Below are 16,146 nucleotides of genomic sequence, written 5' to 3'. Positions count from 1 at the left end.
AAATACTCTCGAGTGATTTTAATTTTTTCAGTAACCACTATTCTAAATTTTTGTGGCATAAAAATACTCCCTTCATGATAAACAGTGTTTGTTATTTCACTGTCTCTCATAAAGGGAGCATATCATTCAAGTAGGTGTTTTTATTTTATGTGCGTCCAGCAAGCTGGAGCACACTTGCCAGTGTGAGTCTGGCCCGGGTAATTGCCAAGAAGCCTGTTAACTAATCCCGGTGAATATCAGTAATAGTATGTGCTGAGCGGCAGGATATTTTCCTGTTAAAGAAGCGATAGTAGAGACAGTTTTGCTTTTATTTAACCTTGTTCAATTATGATATGGCCACTGAATGTTAAATGTCATTCAAGGAATATACAAGAATAATGTCAAATATAATTGACAAATATTATATTATGGTATATATTAACATAATAATAAAAATATACCATAATTAGTAATAAAATGGATAAATAAGACGAAATCATATTGTTTGGATATAGAAACTAAATAACAGGTCATAAAAAAGATAGAAGGTGAGCTGGAATTGCCTGTTTAGTATATTTTGATTTGAGTAGCCGTAGACATGACACTGCCTTGATGTGATTGGAGGAAATGAATATGAATAGTGATGCTGTTTTAATTTTTACACCTATTGACTACAAATATAAGGATGCTGATACACATTATGCACCGTCTTTGGGATTAGTTGCACTGGAGAATTATTTGTATAGTAATGGCAAGATGATTGATATTCTGGATGGTAGTATTGTTTATAATCAGAATGAAATATTAGCTTATATAACTAAATATAAGCCTGAATTTGTAGGACAAAGCATACAGTTGATTTCCTATGAGAACTCATTGGAAATAGCTGAAGCAGTACGTTCTTATGGAGGAATTAACATTATAGGAGGACATCATGCCTCTCAAATGTATGAAGCTATACTTATCAACCAACATCACTTAATTGACTATATAATTATTGGTGATGGGGAAGAAGGTTGGTTGAAGCTACTGAACTCTGATAATATTGAAAGTATTCCCAATATAGCATATTACAAAGATGGTAAAGTATGCTGTACATATAATAAGCCCTTTGATATAAATCTTTTACCGATTGATTACAGCAGAGCTGATTTGAAACCTTATCAGAAGCGGCTAAAAGAATCGGTATTTTCTGACCACAAGTATGACAATTATCTTAGGATATACTCTCATAAAGGGTGCGGAAATCGGTTGAACAGTAACGCATGCGTATTTTGTGGACGTGCCGATCAGGGGGTCAGATTTAAATCTGCCGAGTTATATTGGGAAGATATTAAGCAATGTGCAATGGAGGGACTTACAACCTATATATTTGATGTAGGTGATGATTTATTGTTTTCAGAAAAATGGATAGATGAAGTCATTGCATGCAAACCAAAAATTTCACAGACATACGAATTGGGGGTTTTCGGGAGAGCAAACCGTGTTAATCATAAGATGGCAGAAAAACTTAGAAAACTAAGTGTAGTTGATGTGGTTATTGGATTTGAGTCAGGTGACGAAGAGGTAATGAGGCGCTGTAATAAATTAGACTCCACTCCTGCGCAAAATATTCTGGCAGCAGAATATTTAGCTGCCAATGGAATAGATGTTACAGCAAGCTATGTTCTTGGACTACCTGGGGATAATGAGACTTCACTAAAAAATACTGTTAAGAATGCTACCAAGGTATACGAAATTATTTATTCAGAATTGGGAAGAGCACCTAAAGAGATGGTGGCTAACTTAATTGAACCTAGTCCGGGCTCACCGGCATATAAAGAAATCCTGAAACGGTTTCCAGAAAAATATTATCAAAAGGACATTCTCAGCCTGGAAGAACTTCAGAGAGATTATTTCCGGTGTTTTTTCAATTTGGAATCTGCAAAGGAATACAATGATTTTAGAAAAATGTTAGGAAAATATGCAAATGAAATACATTCATTAGTGGATTTTGCAGATTCACAAGGATGGCTGAATGAAGAATTATGAAAAATACAAATGTGTTAATTAAAGAAATGAAATTATTGGTATACGATGTAAATCCATATGTCAAGTTATTAAATAATGCATCTCGTACTGTTAATGAGTTTTATAGTCCTCTTTATGAGTACGAGGTTAATGAGAGGATTTTTCCTGAAAGCGTTATATTAAAAAAAATGATTGTGGAGGATGTTTACGAATTTTATGGGAAAAGTAAAGCTGATTTGATAAAATCCCGCCTTGACAACCACTTTATGGCAGAAACAGCTACACATTATAGTTTTCCTAAAAGTTTCGATAATTTTTATGGTATTGATTTTGATTCAAACCTGACATGGAACGCATATATTATATCTGTCGCCATGGCAAAGAGATATGGACAATCCGTTCATTTTGGCATATATGTAACAGACATTCCCTTTAGTTCCGCAAACTCTCCATCTGTCATTGAAATCACTCCGGAAATAAGCACTAGAATACATCTATCAGGAGATATCAGTAGATGCGTTGAATGGTATAATCTTGAAAATGATAAAATTGATTTATGTATCAAAAAACTGAAAGAATTAACAAAAGCGTCTCTATTAAGTGATTTGGAAAAAGTTCTGAATGATAAAAAAAATGAAATATCAGCAAAAACTATTAATAGGTTGAAAAGCGATAATGTATCGCTGGAAACCACATTGGAAGTACTAAAAGAAGCTAATGCCAGTAGAGATGTCATGAAAAAATTCACAGAAATCCTGACGGAAATCAATTCTATCAGTGATTCTTTTAATCGGGATGCATCTGATTTCTTTAGTAGAACGATAAATGTGCATAAAAAACTGTTCGATGATTTGATAAACTCTGATAGACTGGGCGTAGAGCAAATTACATTATCTAACCAGACAATTATTAAGTTTTTTATAGCTCAATTAAGAGACAAAGAGAGTTGGTGGTTTAGGGTATTCAATAACCCGGGTATTTTAACTAAATTTGTTGAAGAGTTGGCTGATGTCCGGTCTGGCTGGAGTAAAATTAAAACAGATGATAGTTATTATATGACCTCTCCATTCCATAGAATTATTCATAATGCAAAAAAGACCCTTGTTACAACTCCGAATTTTGATCTGAAGGAGTACAAACCGGAAGTTCTGGCAGGAGAACTGGAAAACAGGGAACTTACCCCCACCTGTGCCATGTTAATTGTAATATATCTTAGTGTGGGTTTTCTGCCGGTAGGAGGTCCGCTGCAATCAATGTATGCTAAGGAGATTCAGAAGAAGTTCTGTACTTTTTTATACGGAATTAATGAAGTTGAAAAAGCTGATGAAGTTAAAGGGATACCAGTTGAAATTTCCTTGCACACAGCAGCTTTTGATTGTAAGGATAACATGGGGCTGTATAATTATAGTGATTTGAAAGAAATGCATGACTTAATGCCGGACATAATTGATAAAATTCCAGAGATGAATTTAAAACATGCACACATGAATGCGCTTCCTACGCTTTATAACTTTTATTCGCATTATGTTGTTGGTAGAAATCACCCGGATTTTCGAAGGTGCATTATAAATCAGAGTAAGGAAGAATTTTTAGAAGACATTCTCTGAGCAGAATAACCACTATAAATATGAAATATAGGTATTTTAACAGGAAGGTTTTAATAGCTATGAGAAAAAAATCAATTCATACATATGTTATTATGTTCGGAGTTATAATCACGGCAACAATATTGACTTGGATTATTCCTGCAGGCAATTTTACCCGGATTTTCGACAATAATCTCGGCAGAGAATTAATACTTGCGGATAGTTTTAAATATGTACAAGCAACACCTGTTTCACTGTGGGGAATGTTTGTTGATATATTTAATGGATTTGTAGAATCAGCAGATATCAGCTTTTTTTTACTGTTTGCATATGGATATGTTAACATTTTATTAGAATCAAAGGCACTTGAAGCATTTGTTAATTATCTTTTGGTTAAAATGCGTGGTAGAGATACTATGATTATCTCGATTTTTATTATTTTATTCGCCATATGTGGTTCAACTTTAGGAATGTACGAGGAAGTGCTGGGGTTTGTTCCAATTTTTATGGCAATCTCCATAGCATTAGGTTATGACAAACTGGTTGGCGGAAGTATTGTTATTCTTGGAAGTGGAGTGGGCTTCGCAGCTGCTACAATCAATCCATTTAGTATAGGATTAGCGAGTAATATTGCAAACATACCTTTAATGGAGCCGAAGGTATTTATCTTCAGGATTTGTGCATTCGTCCTGTTTATAGCTGTTACTATTCTTTATGTTTTGAAATATGCCCATGGAATAAAAAGTAATTTGACAAACGGTATTGAACAAAACAAAGACCACACGTTAAATGTAAATAGCATACAAAACAATATACATAAATTGGAAATAAAACAAATACTTTCTCTTGCTTCCTTTTTATTAATTATTGTTTTTATTGGAGTAGGTGTGATTTATTATGATTTCTATTTATCAGAAATTGCAGCTATATTTTTCATTTCTATGTTCATTACAGGTTTTATTAATAAAATAAGTATTAATGATATATGTGAAAAATTTATTAATTCATCAAAAGAAATGATGTTTACAGTATTAATTATTGGTTTTGGGCGGGCGATTCAGGTTATTATAACCGAAGGAAATATCATAGATACAATAATCAATTATCTTTCACATTTGCTCCTGCAATTGCCAAAAGAAATTGCAGGAGTAGCCATGCTTATTATTCAAAATATTCTTTGTTTTTTTGTGCCTTCAGGAAGCGGGCAAGCCGTTGTTTCTATACCAATTTTAGCCCCGGTTGCAGATTTGCTGGGTTTAAGCAGGAATATCGCAATACTTACTTACCAATTTGGTAATGGTTTTGGGTATTTATTTTGGCCAATTGGGGCTGCAACAATTTGTGGCGTAATGAAGATAGGGATAGACCAATGGTATAAATATTTCTTGAAATTATATTGCTATTTTATTATAATACAAATAATTCTAATTATGTTAGCTGTTGTCATGAATATTTGAAAATGTAGTATCCAATATGGAGGAATGAAATGTCAGAAAATGTATATGAGTATAATGAAAAAAAAATTGTTGCTATTTTATCTTCAAAAATTTCACCAGAAGTTGCGTTAAATGTAATTGGACACTTAGCGATATCCTTAGGTGCATATAGCGAAGGCTCTCTTATGGGGAGAACCTTCCTGGTGGACAAAAGCAATATCAAGCATCCCGGAATTTCCAAATATCCATTTATTTGCACGAAGGTAAAGCCTGGAAGGTTAAGAAGTGTAATTGAAGATGTACGTACAAATCATCCTGATATAAAATTACATGATTTTCCGAAGCAAATGCTTGAAACCGGGCATGATGATGAACTAGCGCAAGCTATCGAGCAAAGTGAAGAAAATGAAATGGAATATTTGGGAGCGATTATCTATGGAAGTAGTTCGGAAGTCAATCTTATTACAGGGAAGTTCACTTTGTGGAGAGCTGATTAAATTAATAACATTTCATACTATTTGAAAATGCTCATGATATTCTTTTATATTTAAAAGCTGATGGAAGTATTATTGATGCTAACAAAACAGCAGCAGACAAATACGGTTACTCGTATATTGAGCTATTAAAAATGAATTTGAAACAAATATGACACCTTCAATGATGAGTGAATATAAAGGACAAATGGAAGTTTCTGCTTCCACAGGAATAATATCTGAAGGTATCCATGTAGCAAAAGATGGTACAGACTTTCCTTTTGAAGTAAGTTCAAGAAGTATTGACATAAAGGGTGAGTTGATAAGAATTCACATCATCCGTCATATTACAGAACGGGAACAAGCGGAAAAAATAAGGTATCTGGTTAATTATGATGCACTTACAGGTATTTCAAATAGGGGATTTATTATGCGGCAATTTGAAAGAACCATAGAACCAGCAAGACGTAGCAAGCTCATGTTTTCAGCTATGCTTTTTGATGTTGATAAATTCAAAACCATAAACGACATACACGGGCACAATTCAGGAGACGGGGTTTTAAGAAAAGTTGCTGAAAGATTACAGGCGGTGGTAAGAAAGGCAGATATAACAAGGAAGACTTGGCGGAGATGAATTTTTAGTGATTCAGCCATTTACCAATGATAAGAAAGAATGTTCAGTATTGGCTGATAAAATTCTCAATGAGGGTTGCCAGGACGGTTCAATGGGGGGATGCTACCTTAGGCATTCGGATAAGTATTGGGATAGCGTTTTTTCCCCAGGATTCAATTGACCCAAAGGTATTAATCCAGTACGCAGATAATGCCATGTATGCTATAAAACAACGAGGAGGAAAAGAAAAGCCACTTTGTGTACCTTGAGTTATAATGAAAATTTACATTGCTGTGTTATGATTGGATAAATAGTCATAGGAAAATACCTGTTGGTTATTTGTAGAATACGCCGCTAAAAACCGGAATTTGAAAGGAAGCGAATAAAGATGGGTGACCCGAGTAAGTTTGCAAATATTATAGAATATAATGTCTTGATGTATGTCTTAGGAGCACTATTGCTTTCCGAATGCATAATATGGTTTTTAACATTAAAAGGGAGCCGGGACAGTTCAAAAAAACATTCTGATAATGGAACTTTTTGGCTGATTATTATAGGCTGGTGCTGCAGTGTAATGTCCGGTGCCTTTTTTAGAAGCCAAAGCATGCCACAAGCTGTGAGAAACTGGCTACTTCCCCATTTTACATATTATATCGGAATAGTCTGTATTGTTGCCGGAATAATAGTACGTTGTACGGCGGTTGGGACTTTGAAACACGCCTTCACATTGTCAGTTCAGACAACAGACAGTCAGCATCTCATTCAAACCGGGCTGTATGGCATTGTCAGAAATCCCGCTTATACAGGGAGCATTATCAGCCTGTTAGGAGTGGCTTGTGCATATGGCCATATCCTGGGAATTATCGGTGTTTTTGTAATTTGCCTTATTTGCTATGGGGTAAGAATACATGTTGAAGAAAAGGCATTGACCACGCAATTTCAAGAAGAATTTGAACAATATTGCAAGCACACAAAATATCGCCTGATACCGGGTGTATATTAAGCAATTTACAAATAGCGGTCTGATTAGGAGCGAAAGACCTCTCAAGGTTTTGAAAAATTATACTCAAAAAACCCGCCATTCCTGGCGGATTATCTATTTCACTTTTAATAATTTTACTTCGTGGACATCTAAGATTTCCTTTATAGCCTTAATATCCTTTTTTATCTCAAGGGTATTTTCCAGAGCCTGACGATATCCGTCATATAAAGCTTTGGAATCTTCACTTTGCTTATTTTCAATAATCAAAACATGCTTTTCCAAACTCCTCACGTCGCTTTTTAAGCCGTTCACGTCGCTTTTTAAGCCGTTCACGTCGCTTTTTAAGCCGTTCACGTCGCTTTTTAAGCCGTTCACGTCACTTTTTAAGCCGTTCACGTCGCTTTTTATCTCTTTTATATCGGAATCCATGCTGTTGAGTTTTTCAAGAATCAGTCTTAAGGTTTCTTCCATATTACAGCCCTCCAGAAAGTAATTATATCATGTGTCGGTAATATATATCTATACTTTTTTTCAGACATTATAACTGAAAATAGTATTTTATTAATATACGTATGCTGAATGTGAATAAGACCAGACCAGGCATGATTTATCTCATATAATAAAATTTGGAGTGACTGCCGAAGTCAGGAATAAATCAAGCCTGACCTGTAAAAGTTACTTCTGGACCGGGATAAAACAGCTATAATTAAAATCTCCGTTGACATTGCCTGGAAACGCCAATATAATGAAAATGATGCAGTATTTTGAAACTGCAAAGGATTGAAATTTCAGGTGAAAGGAGTTGTTTTAATGTCTGTAAAAAATGTTGAGGTGGTTTTTCGCTAACTGAATACCGGCAAAGGTACACGCAAATGCCATAAAGCAGGCATTGTTTGTGTTGCCTGTGCAGCTTCTTTTGAGCAACCTGAATCGTGTATAGTGGAATTTTTGACACGCAGCCTGGCAGCGTGTTTTTTTATTACCTTTTTATGCTAGGAACCCTGCAGGTGGCTGTTATCTGCGAGGGTTTCCAAGCCTTTTTCAGATGAAAGAAGAAGCCTGGAATTGATGGCTGATATGAATATGGATAGGAAGTCCACAAAAGGAGGAGACAGGGAATGGATATTAAAATAAGAAGTGAAAGAATATCGGATTATAGCAGTGTGGCAAATGTCAATTACGAGGCATTCCTCGGCTGGCACCCCGACAACCAGTATGTTTCAGAGCCCGTATTGGTAGACCTGCTAAGGCACAATTCATTGTTTGATCCGGAATTGTCTCTGGTTGCAGAATTCGAAGGCAAAGTTATAGGCCATGTGCTTTTTTCACCTTTCAGATTTATTGTACTGGGCAGGGAGCAGATGGGGGTAATATTGGCTCCCGCAGCCGTGAAGCCTGAATTTCAAAATAAGGGGGTAGGGAGCCGGCTGATAGAAGAAGGACATAGAAAGGCAAAGGAAAAAGGCTTTGTATTTTCCTTGCTCTGCGGACATGAGGGCTACTATCCCAGGTTTGGTTATAAAACAGCTATGTTTTCAGAAACAGGAGCAAATGTGAATATATGCCGGGAAGACTTTGACCATGAAGGTTTTAATGACAGGCCGGTTAAAGAGGAGGACATCAAGTGGATACCGGAATTATGGAAAAGTCAGCATGCAACTGAGGCTATTGCACTTATGCCCGGGGAGAATATCAGCGAATGGAGTAACCAGGGAATGCACTGCAGGTGTTCGGTTGTCAGCAAAAATAACAGGATTCTGGGGTATGTCAGGTACGCCTCTTTAAAAAGACTGAATATAAAGGAGCTGGTGGCAAAAAGTGAGGATGTTCCGGATATATTAGCCTATCTTGTCTGGAAAAGCTATGGCAAGGCACAAGGAGAAATGAGTATTTTACTGCCTGCCGAAAAAATAAATGCTATGCTTGTAAATTCAGGCAATTATAGAATAACAGAGGGACGAATTGCACACAAAGCCTTTATGATGAAGGTTCTCCAGCATGCCGGCCCTGTGGAGGACTACTGCGAAAAAGTTGAAAAAGGGCTTATAAAGCCCGGCATTATTGCTTTTCCTGCAATGTTTGACATAGATGACGGGAGGGATAAATAGAATATGAAAAAATTTGAGACATTGACTTTATAAGGCAGCATTTGGTTATTATTACTTGATAATATATAATTAACGGTACATGGTAGATTCTGCTATGTACCGTTTTTTAAAATCCTATGAGACCTGGGAAAAATTGAAGCAGGTTGATATTTAAAAAAGGCTGGAATTCAGCGCGGTTGGCCAACAGACAACCATGAACGGCATTACCTGTATACCTTTGAGTATGAAAATCGGGGCAGTTTGATTCCGGCAATCCGAATTAAATGGTTTCTTGTATTGTTATGGTAAGTATGCTACAATAAAGGAAAAATATAACATTTTGAGGTAGACATATGAACAAAAGAATAATTAGCGTTTTCCTGATTTTATGCATGCTGGTTACCCTTAACATATTACCCTCCAGTGCCGCAGGTACTTCAAAGGTCAAGATTACTGTCAAGCTTCAATCAATTGACCTTGTAGAAAATAACCATGTGGGAAATGAGTGGGTCTTTGAGTGCAAGGTAAATAAGAAGAACTTGCAGGAAGGAGATTCAACCGTTATAAACACAACTTCAACAGGTAAAATTACAATCGTGTCAACTGTTGAAGAGATTGACAGTATTCCTGACACAGGTTCAAAGACCTTGACTGTTTCGGTGGGTAAATTGAAAGTCAACAAAAACAATACATATACCTCTCTGGTAACAGTCACTGAAAACAGGGGCCGATATTCAGGCAATAAAGCCGTATGGAGGTTCACATACGGCATAAAAAGATCCTAAGCTGCCTGACTATCCTGCGGCGTTTGTTACTCGGCCCGGGATTCACAATGTATCGGCAGGGTTGATTTTTGAAGCTGTTTTTTAAAAATTGCACCAAATGCGTATCTCACAAAGGGCTGTATGAAAAACAACTGAGAAAAAAATGCAAACGGAAAATTAAAAACCATCTTCTGCATCCACTGTGCCAAAAACTCCCAGGTAATCCCGTTGTATAAAATTGTAGCCACAAAGCTCATCATGGGACACATAAGAATGACTGTAGAGCATATGCTGGCGGTTGTAACCACATAAGGCTTATCCTCCCTGGGATTTACAATGCTGAAGGCAATTTTCAAAGACAGGGGACCGGCAATGAAAAATTGCAGCAAAAAGGCGAATACAAACTCAATTGCAATTACCTTTCGGGAAGCTGCAAAGACCAGGTTTGACATTCCCCCCATTTCAATTGCAAGATTGTAAAACACAAACAGATGCACCGTAATAGTTACGGTCATTAAAGTATAAACCAACTTTTGAAAATTTGTTGTGGGCATTAACATTCCCATCCTTTCTTTTTAATATTGCTATTCTTTTCCAGACAACAAAAAAAGACACAGCATGCACCTTGTACCGTAATCAGATTTACGTGCAAAGCACCACATGTGTCGTTTCGCCAGAAATAAATATTCAATTGGATATAATTTAACACATTTCATAAAGCGGGTCAAGCATCAGGGTATCTAAAGGGGAATTCCTTTTGGCAGCTTATGCACGATTTTGCCCGTGATATTCGGGGGCTGTATTTTTGCGGTATTCTATGGGCGAAACCCCCAGTATGTCTTTAAAGGCAGCGGCAAATTTGCTGGCATTTTCATAGCCCACCTTTCCGGCAATGGTGGCAATGCTGTCGCTGCTATGGCGCAGCATATAGGCTGCCGCCTGGATGCGGTGGGATTTTATGCAGGTGAAAATAGGCATTCCGTACACTCCCTTAAAACAAAGCTTCATGGAGGTAAGGCCAATGTGGAAATTCTCAGACAATTCCTCAAGTGAAAACCGCTTTTCCAGATTGTCGGTCATATGTTTTTTGATTTGTTTGACAATCTCCACCTGCTTTTTTGGAAAGTATTGTCTGGGCTCCTTTTGCTCGGACAATTCCGTAATACTCAGGAATAAAAGCAGTTCCAGCACCTTAAGCTTGAAATATCCTTTTTGTACCTCCTGGGGAATGGTGTAGAGCTCGGAAAAAATGTGCCGGATTTCTGCTTTCGCCCTCATGATAAAACAGCGGTTATTGGGGCAAAGCCTGTCACGCAGGGAATAGAGGTCGATTGAGATGTCCTCGAAAACAGAGGATAAAAAGGTTGAAGCCTTGTCAAGGCTGATAATTACTGCCACCCCATGATAATGCTCCAGGGGGAAGCTTGAAGCAGTTATCCTGTTATGGCACATATTCACCGCAAGGTCGCCTTCTTCCAAATAGCCGTATGTACCTCGCTCAAATTCACATTCAAACCTGCCTTCCCTGCAATGGTTTATTTCCATAATTTCCTCTTGAATATGAATGTCCTGATGGTAGCTAAAGGTGTGAAAATCATTGTATATCAAATCAACTCCGGGAAATACCCGGTAGCTGGTCATGACTCCCCGGCCATTGGCGGTTTCCGCTCTGTAAACCGTACAGTCATTGGTGCGCTGTATAACAGCAATATCCTGACCGTATAAGTTTCTCTCATATTCCGATGCTTGCATTATTTTTCCCCTCCGGTATTACAAAGTCAATTACTATGAGCTGAAAGCCTCCTGAATTCAAAGCTGATTCAAACCCAAACTGCGTTTGGCTTTGAACCGTAAATGGCCTTGGTAAAATATATTCTCACATAAGTTAGAATATCCTAACTTATTAATATAATATGTTTTTTCAGAAGAAAAGTAAAGAGCCTTTTAAGCTTAAAAAAATGTCCGAATGGAGCAGAGGACGGCTGAATGGAGCGGAAGGAGCAGTCCATAACTGGTATAATATAGCACTGGCAGCATATATAAAGGTACCTGGCAGGAAGGCAAATTTTTTTACTTGAAAGTTAGGTTATTCTAACAGTTTGCGTGAATGTCAATATTTTCAGGTATATAAAAATATATAAAGAAAAGAGGTAATATAAGGATGAAAAAAGAAAAATCTAAAGCCCATAAGCCCAAAAATGGGATGGCAAGGCTTATGGAGCTGGCAGCAACAAAGAAGCCCCTTGTTATTTGCTCGGCTGTTCTGTCTGCAATGGCAGCGGTTGCTTCCTTTGTTCCCTTTATATCCATTTATTATATCATTGGCGAGATAATGAATGGATATCCGGATTTCACAAGTCTCAATGTACAGAAGACCATAACCTTCGGGTGGATTGCCTTTGGAGGTGTTTTGGGAAATGTACTGCTATATTTTGCAGCTTTGATGTGCTCGCATCTGGCGGCATTCGGAACTCTTTACCGCCTGAAGGTGGATTTTGCTTCTCATATAGCGGGGCTTCCCCTGGGCTTTCATTTAAACTTCGGGAGCGGAAAGCTGCGTAAGGTTATGGATGAAAATATTGAAAAGATTGAGGGCTTTATAGCTCACCAGCTTCCTGACATTGTGGCGTCCCTTGTGGCACCGCTGGTTATGCTTGGAATTTTGCTGGCTTATGACTGGAGGTTTGGATTGGCCGCGCTGGCCGGAGTAGTTATAGCCTTTGTTCTGCAATTTTCAGCCTATGGAAATGAAGGCTCAAAGGCAATGGTGAATAAATACCAATCAGCACTTGAGGATATGAACAACGCCTCCGTAGAGTATATAAGGGGTATTTCCGTGGTTAAGGCCTTCAAACAGACGGTATATTCCTTCCGCAGGCTCCATGATACAATCAAGGCGTATACCGGATTTGTCATTCCATATACCCTGAGCTGGGAAAACCACATGTCGGGTTTCTCAACAGTCATCAACAATATATACCTGTTCCTGCTGCCGGTAGGCATACTGATAGGAATGAACACAACCGATTATGCCGCCTATGCCATGACCTTCATCTTCTATCTTCTGTTTGTGCCCTCTATTTCCTCAGTTATGCTGAAAATCATGTATGTTACCAGTAACGGCATGCAGATTACCGGGGGTGTGGAACGTATGGATCAGGTGCTTCAAAGGAAAGCCCTTGCCGAAACAGCGGATCCCAGAATGCCGGACGGCTGTACCGTAGAGTTCAAGGGAGTGTCCTTCACCTATGCTGAAGCAAAGGAAAATGCGGCTCTCACAGATGTATCCTTCCTGGCGGGGCAGGGAGAGGTCACTGCCATTGTGGGGCCTTCGGGAAGCGGAAAAAGTACCATTGCCCATTTGATCCCCAGATTCTTTGATGTGGCGGAGGGCAGTATTCAAATAGGCGGAGTGGATATCAGGGATATGAAGCTGGATAATCTCATGGAAAAGGTCAGCTTTGTATTTCAGGATGTATTTCTATTCAAGCAGAGCATTATGGACAATATCAGGATTGGAAATCAAACGGCCTCTGACGAACAGGTGATTGAGGCGGCCAAAGCCGCGCAGTGCCATGAGTTTGTGGAGAAGCTGTCCAAAGGCTATGACACGGTAATCGGAACAAGGGGAGTGCATCTCTCGGGAGGTGAACGGCAGCGGCTTGCAATAGCCAGAGCCATTGTAAAAGACTCTCCTGTCATAGTGCTGGATGAGGCGACGGCCTTTGCTGACCCGGAGAACGAATATCTGATACAGAAGGCCTTCGAAAAACTGATGCGGAATAAAACAGTAATTATTATTGCCCACCGGCTGTCCACCATCAGGAGTGCCAACAAAATCATTGTTATGGATAAGGGCCGGATGGTGGAGCAGGGAACCCATGAAGAACTTATCCAGGGAAATGGAAAATACAAGGTCATGTGGGATATGTACACAAAAGCAGTAGAATGGAAAATCCAAAGTGGAAAGGAGCTGGGTGCAAATGTTCAAATTGAAGGAAAAGCTGCTGTTATCGGATAAGGGGTATTCAGATTTGAAAAAGGCCATTGCTGCATGCACAATTACAAATCTATCCTTGATGCTTCCTTTTGGCATAACCATACAAATTTTTGCAGAATTGCTGAAGCCCCTGATGGGAGAGGAACTCTCCTGGGCCAGAATGTGGATATATTTCGGATTGGGGCTTGTAGCCGCGCTTCTGGTATTTCTGGCTAACAAGAATGATTACAAAAAAACCTATGTAGCCTCCTATATGGAATCGGAGGCAAACCGGATACGTGTGGCAGAGCATATAAGGAAGCTGCCCATGAGCTTTTTCAATTCCAGAAACCTTTCGGAGCTGACCACGAATATCATGGGAGACTGTGCAACAGAAGAGCATGTGCTGAGCCATATAATTCCCCAGCTTCTGGCCAACGGTATCTCCATAGCGGTCATATGCCTGGCCCTGGCTATTTTTGATTGGAGATTGGCACTGACTGTGTTTTGTACTGTGCCTCTGGCCTTTCTCATAATTGTCATAAGCAGAAAAATAACAGACCGCCTCAGTGAAAAGCATGTGGACTCCAAGCTCGAGGCTTCCGACCAGGTGCAGGAATATCTGGAGGGAATCAAGGTTATCAAGTCCTGCGGACTTGCGGGAGCAAAATTTTCTACCCTGGACAATGCCATAAAGCATATGAAGAATATGTCCATGAAGCTGGAGTTCGTGGGAGGAGTACTGGTAACCGGGGCTCAAATAGTTGTACAGTCCGGCATAGGGCTTACTGTCTTCGTGGGAACCTACCTGCTGACGGCAGGGGAAATCCGACTTATACCGCTGCTGATGTTTTTTCTCATAGTGGTGAGGATTTACGGGCCTGTACTTACGGAACTGACGCTGCTGCCCGAGCTTCTATATATGCAGGTTGCCACCGCACGCATGAGAACGCTTGTTTCAACTCCTGTAATGGAAGGGAACAGTGAAAGGAAAATACGTGATTTCAATATAACCCTTCAAAATGTCTCCTTCAGCTATACCGGGAAGCTTTCCAAGGAGGAAACCGTTATCAGGGATTTGAACCTGTCAATACCCCCAAACTCCATTACTGCCCTGGTAGGACCCTCGGGAAGCGGGAAGAGCACCTTGTCAAAGCTGATTGCAAGATTCTGGGATGTAAACAAGGGAACTGTTAAAATCGGCGGTATTGATGTCAAGACATTGGAGCCCGAGCATCTGATGAGCTATATATCCTTTGTATTTCAGGATGTGGTGCTGTTTAATGATACCGTTTACAACAATATAAGAATCGGGAACATGGACGCCACACGGGAACAGGTGCTGGCAGCAGCCAGGGCGGCCTGCTGTGATGAATTTGCCCTGAGCATGCCGGAGGGCTATGAAACCTTGCTGGGGGAAAACGGCAGTACCCTTTCGGGAGGCGAAAGGCAAAGAATTTCCATTGCCCGGGCTCTGCTGAAAAATGCGCCCATTGTTCTGCTGGATGAAGCGACGGCCTCTCTGGACCCTGAAAACGAAGTGCTGATCCAGCAGGCGATTTCCAGACTGATAGAAGGTAAAACAGTTATTGTAATCGCCCACAGGCTAAGAACCATTGCAGGTGCTGGAAAGATAATCGTCATGGATAAGGGCAGGGCAGTGGAAGAGGGCACCCATGAGGAGCTTATGCGCAAAAAAGGCTTGTATGAGAGGCTTTATACCATACAGCAGGATAGCCTGGGCTGGAGTGTATAATCATTCCCTGTCCGACTGCATGAATACTTGCATGGCAGCTATGGAGTCAGAACTTATAACATGTTCTATGGCGCAGGCATCGGCTTCAGCCACCGATAGCTCTACCTTTAAAACCTCAGTCAGAAATTGCCTGATGACGTGATGTTTTTTTGAAGTCAGTTCAGCCAGCTTCAGGCCCTCCGGTGTGAGGAAAATCTCCTTGTACTTTTCACTGACAATGAGCCCCTTTTCAGAAAGGGTGGACATGGCACTGTTGGTGCTTGCTTTGGTGACGCCAAGACGGAGGGCTATATCTGAAACCCTGGCACCTGCACCCTGGGCTGAAAGCTCATATATGGCTTCCAGGTAGTTCTCCATTGTAAATGTAAGCTTTTCCAAAATAATCCTCCGGGTTTATAAAATTAAGTGCCTTTATTTATGAAAGCTTATATGAGCGGAAATAAATAAAGGCGTTCTCACAACTATAGTATATCCTTTCGGC

The 16,146-nt window shown here is 39.5% G+C and carries 16 protein-coding genes; 12 read left to right on the top strand and 4 right to left on the bottom strand.

The annotated features are described in order from the left end of the window. Positions 1-612 precede the first annotated feature (612 nt). The 8 genes from CLHUN_RS13345 to CLHUN_RS22800 all read left to right on the top strand — a co-directional run bounded on the left by CLHUN_RS13345 (position 613) and on the right by CLHUN_RS22800 (position 7,100). Positions 613-2,010: a B12-binding domain-containing radical SAM protein gene (locus CLHUN_RS13345; RefSeq protein ID WP_080065130.1), complete on the top strand. Its 1,398-nt coding sequence runs from the start codon at positions 613-615 to the stop codon at positions 2,008-2,010. Beyond that, on the top strand, positions 2,007-3,596 hold the full coding sequence (locus CLHUN_RS13340) for a hypothetical protein (RefSeq protein WP_080065129.1): 1,590 nt from the start codon (positions 2,007-2,009) through the stop codon (positions 3,594-3,596). The genes CLHUN_RS13345 and CLHUN_RS13340 overlap by 4 nt, the downstream gene beginning before the upstream one ends. A gap of 59 nt (positions 3,597-3,655) precedes the next feature. Then, positions 3,656-5,032, top strand: a complete 1,377-nt coding sequence (locus tag CLHUN_RS13335) for a YfcC family protein (protein ID WP_165755749.1) — start codon at positions 3,656-3,658, stop codon at positions 5,030-5,032. A 29-nt stretch (positions 5,033-5,061) separates the two neighbouring features. Beyond that, complete coding sequence (locus CLHUN_RS13330; RefSeq protein ID WP_080065127.1) at positions 5,062-5,508, top strand: DUF2000 domain-containing protein; 447 nt, start codon at positions 5,062-5,064, stop codon at positions 5,506-5,508. 14 nt (positions 5,509-5,522) lie between these two features. Beyond that, the gene (locus CLHUN_RS22910; RefSeq protein ID WP_117387057.1) at positions 5,523-5,660 is read left to right on the top strand and encodes a PAS domain S-box protein; all 138 of its coding nucleotides are present in this window, start codon (positions 5,523-5,525) and stop codon (positions 5,658-5,660) included. A 32-nt stretch (positions 5,661-5,692) separates the two neighbouring features. Further along, on the top strand, positions 5,693-6,118 hold the full coding sequence (locus CLHUN_RS22735) for a GGDEF domain-containing protein (protein WP_165755748.1): 426 nt from the start codon (positions 5,693-5,695) through the stop codon (positions 6,116-6,118). A 26-nt stretch (positions 6,119-6,144) separates the two neighbouring features. Next, complete coding sequence (locus CLHUN_RS22905; RefSeq protein ID WP_080065125.1) at positions 6,145-6,366, top strand: diguanylate cyclase domain-containing protein; 222 nt, start codon at positions 6,145-6,147, stop codon at positions 6,364-6,366. Between the two features lie 119 nt (positions 6,367-6,485). After that, positions 6,486-7,100 carry a methyltransferase family protein gene (locus tag CLHUN_RS22800; RefSeq protein ID WP_080065124.1) on the top strand — a complete coding sequence of 205 codons (615 nt, stop codon included), beginning with the start codon at positions 6,486-6,488 and terminating at the stop codon, positions 7,098-7,100. A 93-nt stretch (positions 7,101-7,193) separates the two neighbouring features. Here the strand turns inward: CLHUN_RS22800 and CLHUN_RS13310 are convergent, their stop codons facing one another. Then, complete coding sequence (locus tag CLHUN_RS13310; protein WP_080065123.1) at positions 7,194-7,550, bottom strand: hypothetical protein; 357 nt, start codon at positions 7,548-7,550, stop codon at positions 7,194-7,196. Between the two features lie 647 nt (positions 7,551-8,197). Here CLHUN_RS13310 and CLHUN_RS13305 point away from each other — a divergent pair. Together CLHUN_RS13305 and CLHUN_RS13300 are read left to right on the top strand one after the other, a co-directional pair. Continuing rightward, positions 8,198-9,187 (top strand): GNAT family N-acetyltransferase, encoded by a 990-nt coding sequence (locus tag CLHUN_RS13305; RefSeq protein ID WP_080065122.1) that lies wholly within the window; start codon positions 8,198-8,200, stop codon positions 9,185-9,187. A gap of 332 nt (positions 9,188-9,519) precedes the next feature. Beyond that, on the top strand, positions 9,520-9,951 hold the full coding sequence (locus CLHUN_RS13300) for a hypothetical protein (protein ID WP_080065121.1): 432 nt from the start codon (positions 9,520-9,522) through the stop codon (positions 9,949-9,951). Between the two features lie 26 nt (positions 9,952-9,977). On the opposite strand, the gene CLHUN_RS13295 is transcribed toward CLHUN_RS13300, so the two are convergent. Together CLHUN_RS13295 and CLHUN_RS13290 are read right to left on the bottom strand one after the other, a co-directional pair. Further along, a complete protein-coding gene (locus CLHUN_RS13295) occupies positions 9,978-10,484 on the bottom strand; it encodes a DUF2798 domain-containing protein (protein WP_080065120.1) in 507 nt (168 codons plus the stop codon). 211 nt (positions 10,485-10,695) lie between these two features. After that, positions 10,696-11,682: a helix-turn-helix domain-containing protein gene (locus CLHUN_RS13290; protein ID WP_080065119.1), complete on the bottom strand. Its 987-nt coding sequence runs from the start codon at positions 11,680-11,682 to the stop codon at positions 10,696-10,698. Between the two features lie 409 nt (positions 11,683-12,091). On the opposite strand from CLHUN_RS13290, the gene CLHUN_RS13285 reads away from it, so the two are divergent. Together CLHUN_RS13285 and CLHUN_RS13280 are read left to right on the top strand one after the other, a co-directional pair. Then, entirely contained in the window at positions 12,092-13,951 is a 1,860-nt protein-coding gene (locus tag CLHUN_RS13285; RefSeq protein WP_080065118.1) for an ABC transporter ATP-binding protein, read from the top strand. Further along, the gene (locus CLHUN_RS13280; RefSeq protein ID WP_080065117.1) at positions 13,914-15,665 is read left to right on the top strand and encodes an ABC transporter ATP-binding protein; all 1,752 of its coding nucleotides are present in this window, start codon (positions 13,914-13,916) and stop codon (positions 15,663-15,665) included. Before CLHUN_RS13285 ends, CLHUN_RS13280 begins: the two co-directional genes overlap by 38 nt. Here CLHUN_RS13280 and CLHUN_RS13275 read toward each other — a convergent pair whose 3' ends face one another. Continuing rightward, positions 15,666-16,043: a metal-dependent transcriptional regulator gene (locus tag CLHUN_RS13275; protein ID WP_080065116.1), complete on the bottom strand. Its 378-nt coding sequence runs from the start codon at positions 16,041-16,043 to the stop codon at positions 15,666-15,668. Positions 16,044-16,146: the final 103 nt, after the last annotated feature.

It is taken from the genome of Ruminiclostridium hungatei (genome assembly GCF_002051585.1).
GTDB lineage: Bacteria > Bacillota > Clostridia > Acetivibrionales > DSM-1351 > Ruminiclostridium > Ruminiclostridium hungatei.
This window is presented reverse-complemented; position numbering and strand designations above follow the sequence as displayed.